This is a genomic window from Xanthomonas sp. LF07-6, from assembly GCF_034105445.1.
GTDB classification, from domain to species: domain Bacteria; phylum Pseudomonadota; class Gammaproteobacteria; order Xanthomonadales; family Xanthomonadaceae; genus Xanthomonas_A; species Xanthomonas_A sontii.
In genome coordinates this window covers 73262-87970 of sequence record NZ_JAXGGI010000006.1, presented here as the reverse complement: position 1 = coordinate 87970, position 14709 = coordinate 73262, and the positions used below count along the sequence as shown (strand labels likewise).

The 14709-nt window shown below is 72.1% G+C and carries 13 protein-coding genes; 4 read left to right on the top strand and 9 right to left on the bottom strand.

The features are described from left to right. Positions 1 to 11: 11 nt before the first annotated feature. Positions 12 to 533 carry a GNAT family N-acetyltransferase gene (locus tag SLW56_RS11635; protein ID WP_017911888.1) on the bottom strand — a complete coding sequence of 174 codons (522 nt, stop codon included), beginning with the start codon at positions 531 to 533 and terminating at the stop codon, positions 12 to 14. Between the two features lie 284 nt (positions 534 to 817). Between SLW56_RS11635 and ribA the strand changes: the two genes are divergently transcribed. From ribA to SLW56_RS11620, 3 genes are all read left to right on the top strand, one after another. Next, complete coding sequence (ribA, locus tag SLW56_RS11630) at positions 818 to 1942, top strand: GTP cyclohydrolase II RibA (RefSeq protein ID WP_267082780.1); 1125 nt, start codon at positions 818 to 820, stop codon at positions 1940 to 1942. 150 nt (positions 1943 to 2092) lie between these two features. After that, positions 2093 to 2632, top strand: a complete 540-nt coding sequence (locus SLW56_RS11625) for a PH domain-containing protein (RefSeq protein WP_226978451.1) — start codon at positions 2093 to 2095, stop codon at positions 2630 to 2632. Next, positions 2629 to 4167 (top strand): PH domain-containing protein, encoded by a 1539-nt coding sequence (locus tag SLW56_RS11620; protein ID WP_320694873.1) that lies wholly within the window; start codon positions 2629 to 2631, stop codon positions 4165 to 4167. Before SLW56_RS11625 ends, SLW56_RS11620 begins: the two co-directional genes overlap by 4 nt. 22 nt (positions 4168 to 4189) lie before the next feature. On the opposite strand, the gene SLW56_RS11615 is transcribed toward SLW56_RS11620, so the two are convergent. The 8 genes from SLW56_RS11615 to def form a co-directional block, all read right to left on the bottom strand. Beyond that, positions 4190 to 5227 carry a CDP-glycerol glycerophosphotransferase family protein gene (locus SLW56_RS11615; RefSeq protein ID WP_295971136.1) on the bottom strand — a complete coding sequence of 346 codons (1038 nt, stop codon included), beginning with the start codon at positions 5225 to 5227 and terminating at the stop codon, positions 4190 to 4192. Beyond that, complete coding sequence (locus tag SLW56_RS11610; RefSeq protein ID WP_152235668.1) at positions 5227 to 6057, bottom strand: glycosyltransferase family 2 protein; 831 nt, start codon at positions 6055 to 6057, stop codon at positions 5227 to 5229. Before SLW56_RS11610 ends, SLW56_RS11615 begins: the two co-directional genes overlap by 1 nt. A gap of 82 nt (positions 6058 to 6139) precedes the next feature. Continuing rightward, a complete protein-coding gene (locus tag SLW56_RS11605) occupies positions 6140 to 7414 on the bottom strand; it encodes an O-antigen ligase (protein WP_152235669.1) in 1275 nt (424 codons plus the stop codon). 54 nt (positions 7415 to 7468) lie between these two features. Then, on the bottom strand, positions 7469 to 8503 hold the full coding sequence (locus tag SLW56_RS11600; protein ID WP_267097882.1) for a glycosyltransferase: 1035 nt from the start codon (positions 8501 to 8503) through the stop codon (positions 7469 to 7471). 76 nt (positions 8504 to 8579) lie between these two features. Beyond that, a complete protein-coding gene (locus tag SLW56_RS11595; RefSeq protein ID WP_320694872.1) occupies positions 8580 to 10295 on the bottom strand; it encodes a glycosyltransferase family 39 protein in 1716 nt (571 codons plus the stop codon). A gap of 25 nt (positions 10296 to 10320) precedes the next feature. Further along, positions 10321 to 11640, bottom strand: coding sequence for a 16S rRNA (cytosine(967)-C(5))-methyltransferase RsmB (gene rsmB / locus SLW56_RS11590; RefSeq protein WP_320694871.1), 1320 nt, complete (start codon positions 11638 to 11640; stop codon positions 10321 to 10323). Between the two features lie 171 nt (positions 11641 to 11811). Further along, positions 11812 to 12735, bottom strand: coding sequence for a methionyl-tRNA formyltransferase (gene fmt / locus SLW56_RS11585; protein WP_267092858.1), 924 nt, complete (start codon positions 12733 to 12735; stop codon positions 11812 to 11814). A gap of 116 nt (positions 12736 to 12851) precedes the next feature. After that, positions 12852 to 13364, bottom strand: coding sequence for a peptide deformylase (def, locus tag SLW56_RS11580; protein ID WP_010340689.1), 513 nt, complete (start codon positions 13362 to 13364; stop codon positions 12852 to 12854). Between the two features lie 138 nt (positions 13365 to 13502). On the opposite strand from def, the gene SLW56_RS11575 reads away from it, so the two are divergent. Beyond that, the gene (locus SLW56_RS11575) at positions 13503 to 14636 is read left to right on the top strand and encodes a LysM peptidoglycan-binding domain-containing protein (RefSeq protein ID WP_017912905.1); all 1134 of its coding nucleotides are present in this window, start codon (positions 13503 to 13505) and stop codon (positions 14634 to 14636) included. Positions 14637 to 14709: the final 73 nt, after the last annotated feature.

Below are 14709 nucleotides of genomic sequence, written 5' to 3'. Positions count from 1 at the left end.
CAGAGCCCGCGCTAATCATCGTGCGGCTGCGCCGGGCCGGCGAGGATGCGCTGGTAGAACGCCAGGTCCAGCCAGCGCCCGAACTTGAAGCCGGCCTCGCGCACGGTGCCGGCGTGCACGAAGCCCAGTTGCTCGTGCAGGGCGATGCTGCCGGCATTGCTGGCGTCGATACCGCCGACCAGCACGTGCACGCCGCGCGCCTGCGCGGTGTCGATCAGCGCCTGCAGCAGGCGTCGGCCCGCGCCACGGCCGCGATGGTCGCGGTGCACGTAGACCGAATGCTCGACGCTGTACTTGAACGCCGGCCAGGCGCGGAAGGTGCCGTAGCTGGCGAAACCGAGCAGGGTGCCGTCGGCGTCCTCCAGGCCCAGCACCGGGAAGTTGCCGGCGCGCTTGGTCGCAAACCACGCCGCCATGCTTTCCGGCGGGCGCGGCCGGTAGTCGTACAGCGCGGTGGAATGGACGATGGCGTCGTTGAAGATCTCCAGGATCGCCATGGCGTGGCGCGGTTCGGTGCAATCGACGAGCTGCATGCGGGGGCCGGAGCGGACGCGGTGCCGCACAGTAGCAAGCAACCGGCGGCACGTGCACACCTCCCCTCACGCCGGCGCGTTGCCGCAGCCGCCGATTTGGTTGCATCGGCGGCGCGCGCGAGCGGGCACAGTGCGTTCCATCGCCTGCAGGCTGGCGCGTCCGGCAAAGCGCGCGACAATGGCGCCCGAGCGCCATCGGCGCCGACCGGCACCGTGCCGGGGCCACCGCGACCGGATGCGGCAGCCTTGAAGCGGCGCCGCCGATCCCCCATCTGGAGTCGTGCATGACCAGCCCCACCGCCCCTTCCGCGCACGCCTTCGGCGATCCTGCCGCGATCCGCAGCGAACGCGCGGCATCGGAGCTGCGCGCCGGGCGCCCGGTCCTGCTCGAAGACGGCAACGGCCGCACCCGCGCGGTGATGGCGCTGGACAGCAGTACCGAACCGTCCTACCTGGGTTTCGCCGAGGCCACCGGGCAGCGGCACTACCTGTTCGTGACTCCGCCGCGTGCGCAGGTGCTGGGCCTGGATGCGCCACAGGGTGCGCGCATCGCCTTGGCCGGGCACTCCTACGACGCGCTGGCGGCGCTGGCCTACCTGCGCGACGGCCCGGTGCCCGCGCACTGGCTGCCCGGCGACGCGCTGGATGCCGGCGCCGCCGAGATCGCGCGCCTGGGCCTGCTGCTGCCGGCGATGGTCGCGGCGGACCTGGGCGCCGACAGCAGCGCCTTCCAGGGCTGCCAGTCGCTGCGCCTGGACGACCTGGAACACGGCTGTGCCCTCGCCGCCTCCGACAGCTACACCCTGGTCACCCGCACCCAGGTGCCGCTGCGCGACCTGGGCCCTGGCGAATTCGTGGTGTTCCGCGGCGGCGTGGCGCAGCGCGACCAGGTCGCGATCGTGATCGGCCAGCCCGACCTGAGCGCGCCGGTCCCGGTGCGCGTGCATTCCTCCTGCCTCACCGGCGACCTGTTCGGCTCGCTCAAGTGCGACTGCGGCGACCAGCTGCGGCACGGCCTTGCAAAGCTCAAGGCGCTGGGTGGCGGCGTGCTGCTGTACCTGGACCAGGAAGGCCGCGGCACCGGCATCGCCACCAAGATGCGCGCCTACGGCTACCAGCACGACGGCCTGGACACCATCGACGCCGACGCGCAACTGGGCTTCGGCGCCGACGAACGCCGCTACGGCAGCGCCGTGGCGATGCTGCGCGGGCTCGGCATCGGCCGCGTGCGCCTGCTCACCAACAACCCGAACAAGGCCGAACGCCTGCGCGCGGCCGGCATCGAGGTGACCGAGCGCATTCCGGTCACCGGCACCATCACCGCCGAGAACGAAGGCTACCTGCGCACCAAGGCCGCCCGCGCCGGCCACGCGCTGGACGTGGACGCGCTGCTGCGCGCGGCGCGCTGAACCACCGGGCAGGTCGGCCCCCACACCGCCTGCCCGGATCGGAACGGAAACCGCGCGGCGGGCAGCGCACGCCCGCCGTCGCCGCGTTAGGATCGCAGGCCACGCCGCGCGCCCGCGCCCCGAGACCCCGACGTGATCGCACCGCCGCCCATGGACGACTCCCCCGCCGCGCCCGCGCCCAGCGCTTTCGCCGCCACCTCGGCGCCCGCGGACTGGCCGCCGGCCGACTGGCAACCGGTGCCGTTGCGCGGCGCCTGGCTGGCCGCGCTCGGCGGCGGCTGCATGCTCGGGCTGAGCCTGGTGGTCGCCGCCGGCATCGTCGGCCTCAGCCTGCACAACCTGCATGCGCTGGCCCTGGGCGCGGTGGCGGCGGCGGTGGGCAGCCTGTGCGGCGCCTGGGTCGGCTTCGTCCGCCACCGGCGCATCCGCTGGCGGCTGAATGCCCAGGGCCTGGACGTGTTCCGCGGGCGCCTATGGCAGAGCGAGACGCACGTCCCGATCTCGCGCGTGCAGCACCTGGACCTGCGCCGCGGCCCGCTGGAACGCGCCCTGCGCCTGGCCACCCTGGTCGTGCACACCGCCGGCACCCGCCATACCGCGGTCGCCGTGCCCGGTCTGGATCAGGCCGACGCCGAACGCCTGCGCGAGCGCCTGGCGCACCAGCTCGACCACGACGACGACGCGCTGTGAGCGGCCTGGCCGACGCCGAACACACCACGCCGGTGCGGCGCCTGCATCCGTGGTCGTGGCTGTTCGTGCTGCTGCAGCACCTCAGGCATTTCCTGCTGCCGTTGCTGGCGCTGCTGGTGTTCGGCAGCCGCGACGGCCACCGCGATCACGCCGATCACCTGGTGATGCTGGCGGTGTGCAGCGGGCTGGTGGCGGTGTCGCTGCTGCGCTATCTCACCTACCAGTACCGCATCGGCCACGACAGCCTGAGCATCCGCAGCGGCTGGCTGGAACGCAGCCTGCGCGAGATCCCGTTCGCGCGCATCCACAACGTGGTGGTGCACCAGTCGCTGCTGCACCGGCTGTTCGGCGTGGCCGAGGTGCGGCTGGAGTCGGCCGGCGGCACCAAGCCCGAGGCGCAGATGCGGGTGCTGCGGCTGGACCAGGCGCTGGCGCTGGAACAGCAGATCCGCCACCGCGCGCCTGCCGCCGACACGATCGCCGCGACCGATGCCGACGCTGCACCCGCTGCCGCGCCGGACAGCGAACTGCTGCTGGCCCTGCCCACCACCGAGGTGCTGCGCCAGGGCCTGATCTCCAACCGCGGCATGGTGGTGCTGCTCACCGCATTCGGCGCCACCTACCACCTGTTCCCCGAGCGCATGATCTCCAACGCGATCGAGCACTACGGGCGGCAACTGTTCGGCTACGCCACGCACCTGCAACTGGGCTGGATGGCGGGCGCGGTGACCTTCGCCATGATGCTGGCGACGCTGTTGCTGCTGATGCGCGCCTTGTCGATGGGGCTTGCGCTGGTGCAGTACCACGGCTTCCGGCTGAGCGAGAGCGAGCGCCGGCTGACCGTGGAGCGCGGCCTGCTGACGCGGTTGCGCAGCAGCGTGGCGCGGCGCCGGATCCAGGCCTGGACCCTGCACGAAAGCGTGCTGCAGCGGTTGCTGCGGCGGCGCAGCCTGCACATCGACACGGCGGTGATCCAGTCGCACCACGGGCATGGGCACGACCACGCGCTGACGGAACTGGCGCCATTGGCCACCCCGGCCGCCTGCGATGCGCTGCTGCAGCGGCTGCTGCCGCAGATCGCCTGGCCGCCGGCGCACTGGCACGGCATCGCCACGCGCTACTGGTGGCGCCTGTCGCTGCCGGCGCTGCTGCTGGTGCCGCTGCTGTGCGCGGGGCTGTGGCCCACCCTCGGCGCCTGGGCCGCGCTGCTGCTGTTGTGGCTGCCGTGGTCGGCGTTCAAGTCCTGGCGCCAGGCGCAGCGCATGGGCTATGCGCTGGACGCGCGCTACGTGGCGGTGCGCGGCGGCTGGTGGCGGCGCTGGTGGCGGCTGGCCGAACTGGACAAGCTGCAGACGCTGCACCTGAGCCGTTCGCCGCTGGACCGCTGGTGCGGCACCGCGACGCTGTGGCTGGACACCGCCGGCGCCCGCCACGGCGAACCGCCGCTGCGCATGCGGCTACTGCCGGACGCGCAGGCGCGGGCGCTGTACGAGCAACTGGGCGCAGCGCTGGCGCAACGACGGCTGCGCTGGTGAGCGCGCGCGGCGGCGCTGCGCGTCAGCGACGCGCGCCGCGTCCCCAGTAGCCGATGCGGCGGCGGATCTTCAGCTTGCGCCACAGGTTCAGCGGCTTGCGCCGCGGGTTGCGCGCGCCCTCGGCGACGAACTCGTCGATCGCTTGCAGCACGCGCTCGCTGGACTGGCCGTCGCGGTAGGGATGCAGGCCATCGGCGAATTCGCGGATCGCCGCCATCAGTTCCGGCGGCCGCTGCAGCGCGCGGCGGATCGCCGGTTCGAACTGCGCCGGATCGTCGATGTCGATCAACTGCGGCCCCGGACGCCGGTTCTTGAAGGTCACCACCGGCTTGTAGGTGAGCAGGAACTCGTTGAGCGCGGACGAGGTGTCCGAGCACATCATGTCCACCTGCGGGAACAGCTCCAGGATGTTGTCGTTGTCGGCGAAACGCAGGTACTCGCTTTCCAGCGCGCGGTAGCGCGCGACCATCGCCGGGTCCATCTTTGGATGGAAAGTGACGATCCAGCGCCACTCGCCGCTGCGCGAGAGCCGCGCGACCTCGTCGTAGAGAATGCCGGCCGCGCTCCACGACGGCGAGAACGTGGAGTGGTACAGGATCACCGGCGGCTGCCGCACCGGCGCCAGTTCCGCGCCGATCTCGCGCATGAACGGGTCGATCTTGGGGAAGCCGGTCTCCTTGACCGCGAAGTGGCCGAGCTTGCGCGCCAGCGCACCGAACGCCGCGGTATCGCGCGGGCCGGTGGTGCAATACAGATCGAAGAAGCCGCGCACGTAGATGTGCCGCGGCTTGCCGGCATCGAAGCCGTGGAAGGTCTCGACCTTCACACCAGGGAAGAAATGCGGCACCGCGTTGCTGGAGGTGATCACCGCGTAGGGATTCCACGCCAGCACCTCTTCCACCGTCGCCAGATGGCGCTCGTCGGCGCTCAGATCCTCGGCGCCGGGGCCGTCGAAGAACCATGCCGCCTCGTCGCCGCGCGCGCGGATCGCCGCCTGCAGCGGACGCAGGATCGCCAGCGCATAGCGCTCGGACCCGTACAGCAGATAGTGCTTGCTCATCAGTGCTCCAGATCGTGCCGTTGCAGTTGCGCCCGCGCCTGCTCCACCGAAGCCGGGTTGATCTGCATCTCGTAGTAGCGCATGCGCTTGTACAGCGCGTAGCTGGCCGCGGTCTGCGCCACCACGAAGCCGCGCCAGCCGTCGAGGAAGGCCAGCCGCAGCAGGTAGTCCTTGAGGAAGGCGCCGGCGAACACGAACGGGCTCTGCCACATTCTCACCGGCTTGCGCTTGTCGCGCCAGCCGAGCGCCTTGAGTTCGGCGTAGCGCAGCACCTTGAGCTGCTTGTGTACCAGCGTCGGGTTGTGCAGATGGTTGAACGGCGGCGCGAACGCGGCGCTGGCGCCGTCGAAGCGCAGCGATTCGTGCACCCGCGCATCGCTCCAGCGCGCGCGGCCGCGGTGGTACAGCCGCGCCAGGCGCTCGCCGACCATCGGTTTGTACCAGCGCATCGGCGCGCCCATGTACCAGGTGCTGCGGCGCAGCCACACCGCGTCCACGCGGTCCTCGGCGAGCAGTTGCGGCAACCGCGCCAGGCACTCGGCGCGCAACGCGTCGGACAGGAACTCGTCCGCGTCCAGCACCAGGATCCAGTCGTGCGCGGCCTGGGTGGAGGCGAAGTTGCGTTGTGGGCCGAAGCCCAGCCAGGCCTGCTCGACCACGCGCGCGCCGTGCGCGCGGGCGATCGCCACGGTGTCGTCGGTACTGCCGCAGTCCACCACCAGCTTGTCGGCGGCGAACGGCACGCTGTCCAGGCAGCGCGCGATGTTGGCGGCCTCGTTGTAGGTCATCACCACCAGGCTCAGCGGCAGGGTGGCGGCAGCGTTGGCCATGGCGCGCGGTATCCGGAAGTCAGGCGCGGTGCCGGCGGTCGGCGCCAGGCGCCGCGCCGCCCGGCGATGCGGGATCGGCAGTCTACCGGCTTCGCGCGGCGCCTTCAGCGCCCTGTGCCGACACCGCCTCGCGCGCGGCCAGCCCGATCAGCACGCCCACCAGCGCCACGTAGAAGCCGGTGCTCACCTGGTGCGCGAACATCGACTGGGTCATGCCGCACAGGATGTAGGCCGCCACCACCATGATCCCGGCTGCCGCCGCGCCGTGGAAATGCGGCTGTGGCCGGCGCCGGTACAGGCGCAGCAGCAGCCACAGCGGCACGCCGTACACCATCAGGATCAGCACGGTGCCGGGCAGGCCCTGGGTCGCGCTCCACTCGGCCAGGTCGTTGTGCGCATGGCCCAGGTGGCAGCGCTCGACGAAGCCCTTGCGGCAGTCCGGCAGGCGCAGCATGGCATTGTCGAAGCGGCCCACGCCGACCCCGACCACCGGGTGTTCGACGAAGGTCGCCGCCGCCACCTGCAGGCGCTCGATGCGCGCGCCGGCCGAGGAATCGCTGTCGCCGCGCTCGTAGCGCTGCACATCGTGATGCAGTTCGGCCAGGCGGGTCTGCTTGGTCAGCGCCGGCACGCTCAGCACCAGCACCGCCGCCAGCGCGGTGCACGCGCCCAGGATCATCAGCCGCGTCGCGCTGTCGCGCCAGCGCAGACACAGCGCGCTGACCACCAGCAGCAACAGCACGCCCAGCCACACGCCGCGGCTGCCGCTGAGCAGGATGACGATGCCGCCGGCCACCACCGCGGCGACGGCCCACGGCCATTGCCCGCGCGGCCGGCAGAACACCGCCAGCACCATCAGCATCAGCACCACGTCGGCCAGCACGATGGCGTTGGTCCAGCCCTCGGCACGCGGCTGGCCCTGCAGTACCTGCACGCTGGCCAGCACCAGGGCGGCGAGGATGCCGAGCAGCGCGCCCCACCACAGCAGGCGCTGCGGCGGCCGCAGGGCGTAGGTCCACAGCGCCGCCCACGGCAGCACCAGGAAGCGGGTGCGGTTGTCGATGTCCTTCAGCGGCTGGCCGAAGTACAGCACCGAGCACAGCGACAGCCCGATCACCAGCAGCGCCAGGATCCACAGCCAGCGCAGCGACGGCTGCATCGGCGCCACCGCCTGGCGCAGCCGCGGCAGGGCCAGCAGGCTGGTCGCCAGCAGCAGCAGGCCGAACGGCAGCAGGCCGCTGGGGATGCTGATCACCAGCGCCGGCAGGCACAGCAGCGCGAGCGCCGCGCCGCGCTCGGCCAGTGACTGGCGCGAGAACGCGGAAACGGCATGGCGTGGCGCGATCGGCTGGGACATCAAGGAGGGAAGGCCGTGGGGAGGGGGTGGTCGGCGATGATCCGGGGCGCTTCCCTAACCCGGCCTGACCTGCTCGCGATCGGCGCCATGGCTGGCCGGCACGGCGGGCGGCGGCGTTTCCCCGAGCAGATCGGCCACCGCCGCGCGCAGGCGCTCGCCGAACTCGCGCCGGCGCGTCTCGAAGAAGCCGCGCGCGGCCGTGCCCAGGGCGTCGCACTGCATCGGCGACAGCGCCAGCGCCAGCCTCATCGCCTGCTCGAGGCCTGCGGCCTCGATCCGGTAGCGCACGCCGAAATTGTCCGGACCCTCGCCGACCGGGTCGATCAGCACGCCCCGCTCGGCGCTCACCAGCTCGTTCATCGGCGCCCCGTTGGTGGTGATCACCACCGCGCCGACGCTCAGCGCTTCCATGATGTAGTGGCCGAAGCCCTCCACCTCGGACGGACACAGGTGGAAGCGGTGCGCGTTCTGCAGCCGCCGCAGTTCCTGCTGGTCGAGGTAGCCGGTCAGGTAGTCGATGTTCTCGGCCTCGATCGGGTGGGACTTCTTCGCGCTCTGCACCACCGTCAGCCGCGGCCACTCGGGGTGCCGCGCCCAGGTCTGCAGCAGCAGCGCCGTGCCCTTGGCCGAACTGCGCCCGGCCACATGCAGGCAGGCGCGTTCGCGCGGGACCTCAGGACGGTAGCAATCGTCGCTGCAAAAGCCGATGAAGGCGGTCGGCGCCATCGTGGAGAACCGCTGCTCGGCCTGGCGGGTCTTGCACAGCACCTGGGCGAAGCGCGGCAGGCAGCGCAGCCACTTGTGCCGGAACCACTCCGGGTTAGGGATCAGGGCATTGCGCAAGCCGCTGCCCAGGCAGCGCGGATACACCCGCTCCAGGAAGATCTGCAGGTCGGCGCGCCCGAACAGCAGGCTGCGCAGGAACAGGCGCAGTTCACGCAGGCGGTTGGCCATGCGCACGGTGCCGAAGCCCAGCACCTCCACGCGGTAGCGGCCGGTCTCGCGCAGCAGGTCGGCGACCACCTGCAGGTCGCGGCTGAGGCCGCCGCCGTTGTCGCGGCTGATGACCCGGATCAGGCGTGGCGGCACGCGCGTCTCCCTGCCCGCGCAGCGCGCCGGGCGCCAGCGGCACCCGCGCCACGCAGCCGCAACGCGCGGCTGCGGCTCATTCGAAGCGGTCCTTGTCCTGCTCGCGCAGGCGGTCGCGGTCGTCCTGGGTGACCACGCAGTGGCCGTGTATCGCACTGGCCGGGACCAGCCACCAGTCGCGCCGGTTGGACACGCCGGCCAGGGTGCTCGCGTTGCGGTCCACACAGCCCAGCATCGCCGCCTCCTGCACCAGCAGCCAGCGCCGCTGCGGCGCCTGCGCCTGCCAGGCGATGCCGCGGCGCAGTTGTTCGTCCCAGGGCACCACGAAGCCGAAGGTCGTGGCCGGGCGGTCGGCCATCAGCAGGTTCTGCTCCTTCCAGGCGACCAGGCCGAGTTCGGCCTGCGGGCCGATGCGGCGCCCCACCGACTCCATCACCCCACGCGCCGAGCTGGACATGTTGATCAGCGGGTACACCAGCAAGCCGGCCATCACCCAGACCATGGTCAGGGTCGAGACCGTCGCCAGCTCCGGGCGGCGCCGCGCGAACGCAGCCAGGCTGGCCACGCCCCACAAGCCGATCGCCAGCAGGATCCAGGCCAGCACCTGCACGGTCGCCAGGTCGATGCCGCGGTCTTCCATCATCTTCGCGCGGAAGCCGTGCCACAGCAGGATCGCCGCGCCCACGCCGCCGAGCGCCAGCGTCAGCAACGCGGTGAACGCCAGCAGCAGGCGCTTGACCCCGGGCTTGCGCAACAGCCCTGGAATGAGCGGCCCCATCGCCAGGCACAGCATCGGCAGCGCCGGCAGCACGTAGACGTCGCGCTTGCCGGTCGGGATCGAGAAGAACAGCACCACCAGCGCCCACCACGCCAGCGGCAGCAGGTAGCGCGCGTCGCGCCGGCGCAGGCGCCGCGCCCAGGCGGGGATCGCCCACGGCAGCGCCAGCAGCACCGGCAGCCACATGCTCGGCATCACCCCGAAGAAGTACAGCGGCCCGTGCGCGTGGTCCCAGGATTTGGCGTAGCGCCCGGCGGTCTGTCGGAACAGGATGTCGTTGAGGTAGGCGCGGTACTCGGGCGCGTTGCTCGACAGCGCGGTGGCGACCATCGGCACCAGCCAGATCGACACCGCCGCCAGGAACGCCAGCGGCCCCAGCCAGAACCGCGGATCGCGCAGGCCGACCCGGACCCCGCGCCAGTGCGCCAGCGACGCCGCCGCGGCCGGCAGCAGCATCAGCAGCGCCAGCACGCCCACGCCCTTGGTGATCGTGCCAAGGCCGGCGGCGAACCAGCCCAGCGCCCACAACCGCCAGTCCGGCCCACGCAACAGGTGGCGCAGCAGCGCGTAGTTGGCCAGGGTGATGAAGAACACCACCAACGGGTCGATCTGCGCCTTCTTCGCCTGGTAGGTGAAGTGGAAGGCGAACAGCAGCGCGTAGGCCGCGTACATGCCGACACGGCGCGTCCACAGGCGCCGGCCGAGGTCGTAGACGCAGGCCAGCGTGCCCAGCCCGGCCAGCAGCGACGGCAGCAGGAAGGCCACCCGCCAGTTGCCGAACAGCGTGTAGAAACTCGCCTGCAGCCACATCAGCATCGGCGGCTTGTCCGAGTACAGCTCGTTGCCGCGGTGCGGGAACAGCCAGTTGCCGCTCTCCACCATCTGCTTGGCGACCAGTGCGAAACGCGGCTCGTCGGCCGGGTGCGGATCGCGCAGGCCCAGGCCGGCGCCGAGCACCAGCACGGCCAGGATGGCCAACAACCAGAACTCTCGGGAGGCGCGGGTCTTCAGCATGGGACGCGATGATACCGGGGCCGGTTCATGCCGTCTTGCGGAACCTTGCGTAGTAGAAACCGTCGCAGTCCTGCTCGCCGGGGAAGCGCTGGCGGCCGCCGCCGGAAGCATGCCCGCAGGCCGCGCCCGGATCCTCCAGTGCCGCGCCCGGTTGCCGCGCCAGCAACGCCTGTACCTGCCGCGCGTTCTCGTCCTGCAGCAGCGAGCAGGTCGCGTAGACCAGCACCCCGCCCGGCCGCAGCACCTGCCAGGCGGCGTCGAGCAGGCGCGCCTGCAGCGCCTGCAGGGCGGTCACGTCCTCGCGGCGGCGATGCAGCAGCACGTCCGGCTGGCGGCGCACGATGCCGGTGGCCGAACACGGCGCGTCGAGCAGCACCGCGTCGAACGGCACGCCGTCCCACCAGTCCTGCGGCTGCGCCGCGTCGGCGACCTGCAGCTGCGCCTGCGCACCGGCGCCGGTGCGCGCGAAGGTCTCGCCGACCCGCGCCAGGCGCCGCGCATCCACGTCCAGCGCGGTCAGGCGCAGACTGGGATCGCGTTCGAGCAGGTGCGCGGATTTGCCGCCGGGCGCCGCGCAGGCGTCGAGCACGCGCGCGCCCGGCGCCGGCGCCAGCACGTCGGCGACCTGCTGCGCCGCGCCGTCCTGCACCGACACGCGCCCGTCGGCGAAGCCCGGCAGGGCGCCCACCGCCAGCGGCGTCTCCAGGCGGATCGCATCGGCCAGCAGCGGCGAGGCCTGCGCGGCGATGCCGGCCGCGGCCAGCTCCTGCAGATAGGCGTCGCGGGTACCGCGCTGGCGGTTGACCCGCAGCCACAGCGGCGCCGGCTGCTGGCTGGCGGCGAAGATCGCCTCGGCCTGCTGCGGCCAGTCGGCGCGCAGCGCGTCGCGCAGCCACAGCGGCCAGCCCGCGTCGGCGGCCACCGCCGGCAGCCCGTCGCGCAGCGCGCGCCGCAGCAGCGCGTTGACCAGCCCGGCCTGGCGCGGCCGATCCAGCGCGCGCGTCGCCTCCACCGTCGCCGACAGCGCCGCGTGCGGCGCCAGGCCCAGCGCATCGAGCTGGGCGAATCCGGCCAGCAGCAGGCCGCGCAGTTCGGCGTCGCGCTGCGGCAACTGCTTCTGCAGCCACATCCGCAGCGCGGCCTCGTAGGCCGGTCGGCGGCGCAGCACGGCAAAGCAGATCGCCTCCACCAGCGCGCGGTCGCGCGAATCCGGCAGCGTCGGCAACGCGGCGGCCAGTTCGGCCTTGAGCGAGCGGCCGCGGTCGATCACCGCGGTCAGCACGCGGGCGGCAAGCACCCGCGGGGCCACGCCCGGCGGCCACGCAGCGGCGGGCGTCGCGGTCATCGGCGGGCGCTCCGGGAGGTGTCAGGCTTTAGCGCGCATGCCGTGTCGTGGTTGCGCGTGCGGATGATGGGGGTGCGCGACGCAGTGGACGCCCGCCCGCGCCGCAGCGCGGAGGCGGCCACAGCCGCGCCTGCCAGGCCCAACGCGGCGTACGCAGGCATGGTCGACGCCTCAGGCCAGGACCGGCAGGTCGCGCCGTGCGTTGAGGTAGTCGGCGGCGGTGATCGCCTTGCCGCCGTCGCGCTGCAGCACGCGCAGGCGCAGCGCGCCCTGGCCGCAGGCGATGTCGATGCCCTGCCTGGACGCGGTCAGCACCGTGCCCGGCTGCTGCCCGTGGGCCAGGTCCAGCGCGATCGCACCGTGCACCCGCACCCGCTCGCCGGCCAGTACCGCCTCGGCGACCGGCCACGGATCGAAGGCGCGCACCTGCCGCGCCAGTTGCGCCGCCGGCTGCTGCCAGTCCAGCCGCGCCTGCGCCTTGTCCAGCTTGTGCGCGTAGGTGACGCCGGCCTCCGGCTGCGGCTGGGCCACCGGACGCAGGCCGGCGCGCAGCAGGCCCAGGCCGTCGGCCAGCACCTGCGCGCCGAGCGCGGCTAGGCGGTCGTGCAACTGCCCGCCGGTCTCGTCGGCACCGATCGGGGTCCGCTGCGACAACAGCACCGGGCCGGTATCCAGACCCGCTTCCATCTGCATCAGGCACACCCCGGTCTCGCTGTCGCCGGCCTCGATCGCGCGCTGGATCGGCGCGGCGCCGCGCCAACGCGGCAGCAGCGAGGCATGCACGTTCCAGCAGCCATGGGTCGGGATCGCCAGCACCGCCTTGGGCAGGATCAGCCCGTAGGCCACCACCACGATCAGGTCCGGCTGCAGCGCGCGCAGCGCCTGCAGGGTTTCCGGCGCGCGCAGCGTCTGCGGCTGCAACACCGGGATGCCGCGCGCCACCGCTTCCAGCTTGACCGGCGACGGGGTCAGCCCGCGGCCGCGCCCGGCGGGCCGGTCCGGCTGGGTGTAGACCGCGACCACTTCATGGCGCTGCGCAGCCGCGCGCAACGACGGCACGGCGAAGTCCGGCGTACCGGCGAAGACGAGTTTCATGGAGGCTGGGAACCGGGAATGGGGAATGGGGAATGGAGAATGGGAAAAGCGCGAACCCGGAAAGGCCACGGGTACCGCACTTACGATTCCCGTTTCTCCATTCCCGGTTCCCCGCTTCAAGCCACGTGCTTGCGCGCCTTGGCCAGCTTCTTGCGCACCATTTCGCGCTTGAGCGGGGACAGGTAGTCGACGAACAGCTTGCCGTCGAGGTGGTCCATCTCGTGCTGCACGCACACCGCCAGCAGGCCGTCGGTGCTCAGTTCCTGCGGCTGGCCCTGGCGGTCCAGGTAGCGCACGGTGATGGCGTCGGCGCGGGTCACGTCGGCGTAGATGCCGGGGACCGACAGGCAGCCTTCCTGGTACACCTGTTCGCCGTCGCGCTGCACGATCTGCGGGTTGATGAACACCTGCGGGGCGTTCTTCTCCTCGCTGACGTCGATGACCATGAAGCGCTTGTGCACGTCGACCTGGCTGGCGGCCAGGCCGATGCCGGGCGCGTCGTACATGGTCTCGAACATGTCGTCGAGCAGGCGTTGGAAGGCTGCGGAGGTGACCTCGGCGGCGTCGACCGGCACCGCCTTGGTACGCAGGCGCGGATCGGGGAATTCGAGAATGGGGAGCAGGGCCATAGCGGTACCCAAGATGGGGGCGCCGGACGATTCGGCAAGACCTGCGGATTCTACCCGTTTCTGCGCCCGCCGCTTGCGCCCGCACCAGGGTTCTGCACTATAGTGCGCGAACCTGTTGGGGAATCAGGCTTCGCGCTCATGTTCAATCGACTCCGTACGGTCGTCGCCGTGGCGATGCTCACCGTGGCGACCTACGCTGCTTCCGCCAGCATGGCCGCCGAACACCCCGACACCTACGTGGTGCGCAAGGGCGATACGCTGTGGGATATCGCCGGGCGCTTCCTCGGCAAGCCCTGGCTGTGGCCGGAAATCTGGCAGGCCAATCCGCAGGTGCACAACCCGCACCTGATCTACCCCGGCGACGTGCTCAGCCTGGCCTACCTGGACCGGGTGGCGCATGCCGAGGTCAAGCCGGGCCCGCGCCAGGACGCGCCGATCGACGCGATCCCGCTGGCGCAGGTGGAGCCGTTCCTCAAGAACCTGCGCGTGGTCGATCGCATCGACAACCTGCCCTACGTGGTCGGCACCGAAGACAACCGGCTGCGCGCCACCGACGGGCAACTGGTCTACGCGGTCGGCCTCGGCCAGGCCCAGGCCGGCCAGCGCTACGCCGTGGTCCGCCCGACCGTGCGCTACCTGCTGCCCAAGCTCAGCGACGACCTCGACGCCGAAGGCCGCAGCATCCCCGGCAGCGGCAACCTGTGGCAGACCTTCGTGCCGCCGGACAAGCGCCGCGAGACCCTCGGCTACGAACTGGCCCAGGTCAACATCGGCACCGTCGCCCGCGTGTCCGCCGACGGCCGCCAGGCCACCGGCCTGCTGCTGCAGGACAACGCCCGCGAAGTGCGCGCCGGCGACCGCCTGATTCCGGTCGAGGCGCAGCCCTACGACCTGCAGTTCGTGCCGCATCCGCCGTCCGAGCAGGCGATGGCCGCCGGCCTGCGCGTGCTGGCGGTGGCCGACGCGTTCAGCGCGGCCGGCCCGCGCGACGTGATCGCCATTTCCGGCGGCCGCCGCGAAGGCATCGACAACGGCACCGTGGTGTCGCTGTGGCGCCACGGCACCCGGGTCAACGACCGCGTGCGCCACCCCAACACTTCCCGCGCCGACGACGGCTTCACCGGCGGCAGCGGTACCGTGGCGCTGCCGGACGAGTACGCCGCGCACGCGATGGTGTTCCGCACCTTCGACAAGGTCAGCTACGCGCTGGTGATGGACGGCATCAAGCCGACCCGGATCGGCTACGACGTCAAGCACCCGGACGCGCGCTGACCCGCGGCTGGGGACTCCCCCTACAGCGATTGCAGACGGCGCCCGAGGGCGCCGTCCGCGTCTGCGGCCTAGG

Bases quoted from the DNA above. Each gene is read 5' to 3' on its own strand.
- SLW56_RS11625 (WP_226978451.1), top strand. From the start codon at position 2,093: ATGGACGACTCCCCCGCCGCGCCCGCGCCCAGCGCTTTCGCCGCCACC.
- rsmB (WP_320694871.1), bottom strand. From the start codon at position 11,640: ATGACCGCGACGCCCGCCGCTGCGTGGCCGCCGGGCGTGGCCCCGCGG.
- SLW56_RS11635 (WP_017911888.1), bottom strand. From the start codon at position 533: ATGCAGCTCGTCGATTGCACCGAACCGCGCCACGCCATGGCGATCCTG.
- ribA (WP_267082780.1), top strand. From the start codon at position 818: ATGACCAGCCCCACCGCCCCTTCCGCGCACGCCTTCGGCGATCCTGCC.
- def (WP_010340689.1), bottom strand. From the start codon at position 13,364: ATGGCCCTGCTCCCCATTCTCGAATTCCCCGATCCGCGCCTGCGTACC.
- SLW56_RS11595 (WP_320694872.1), bottom strand. From the start codon at position 10,295: ATGCTGAAGACCCGCGCCTCCCGAGAGTTCTGGTTGTTGGCCATCCTG.
- fmt (WP_267092858.1), bottom strand. From the start codon at position 12,735: ATGAAACTCGTCTTCGCCGGTACGCCGGACTTCGCCGTGCCGTCGTTG.
- SLW56_RS11575 (WP_017912905.1), top strand. From the start codon at position 13,503: ATGTTCAATCGACTCCGTACGGTCGTCGCCGTGGCGATGCTCACCGTG.
- SLW56_RS11610 (WP_152235668.1), bottom strand. From the start codon at position 6,057: ATGGCCAACGCTGCCGCCACCCTGCCGCTGAGCCTGGTGGTGATGACC.
- SLW56_RS11605 (WP_152235669.1), bottom strand. From the start codon at position 7,414: ATGTCCCAGCCGATCGCGCCACGCCATGCCGTTTCCGCGTTCTCGCGC.
- SLW56_RS11615 (WP_295971136.1), bottom strand. From the start codon at position 5,227: ATGAGCAAGCACTATCTGCTGTACGGGTCCGAGCGCTATGCGCTGGCG.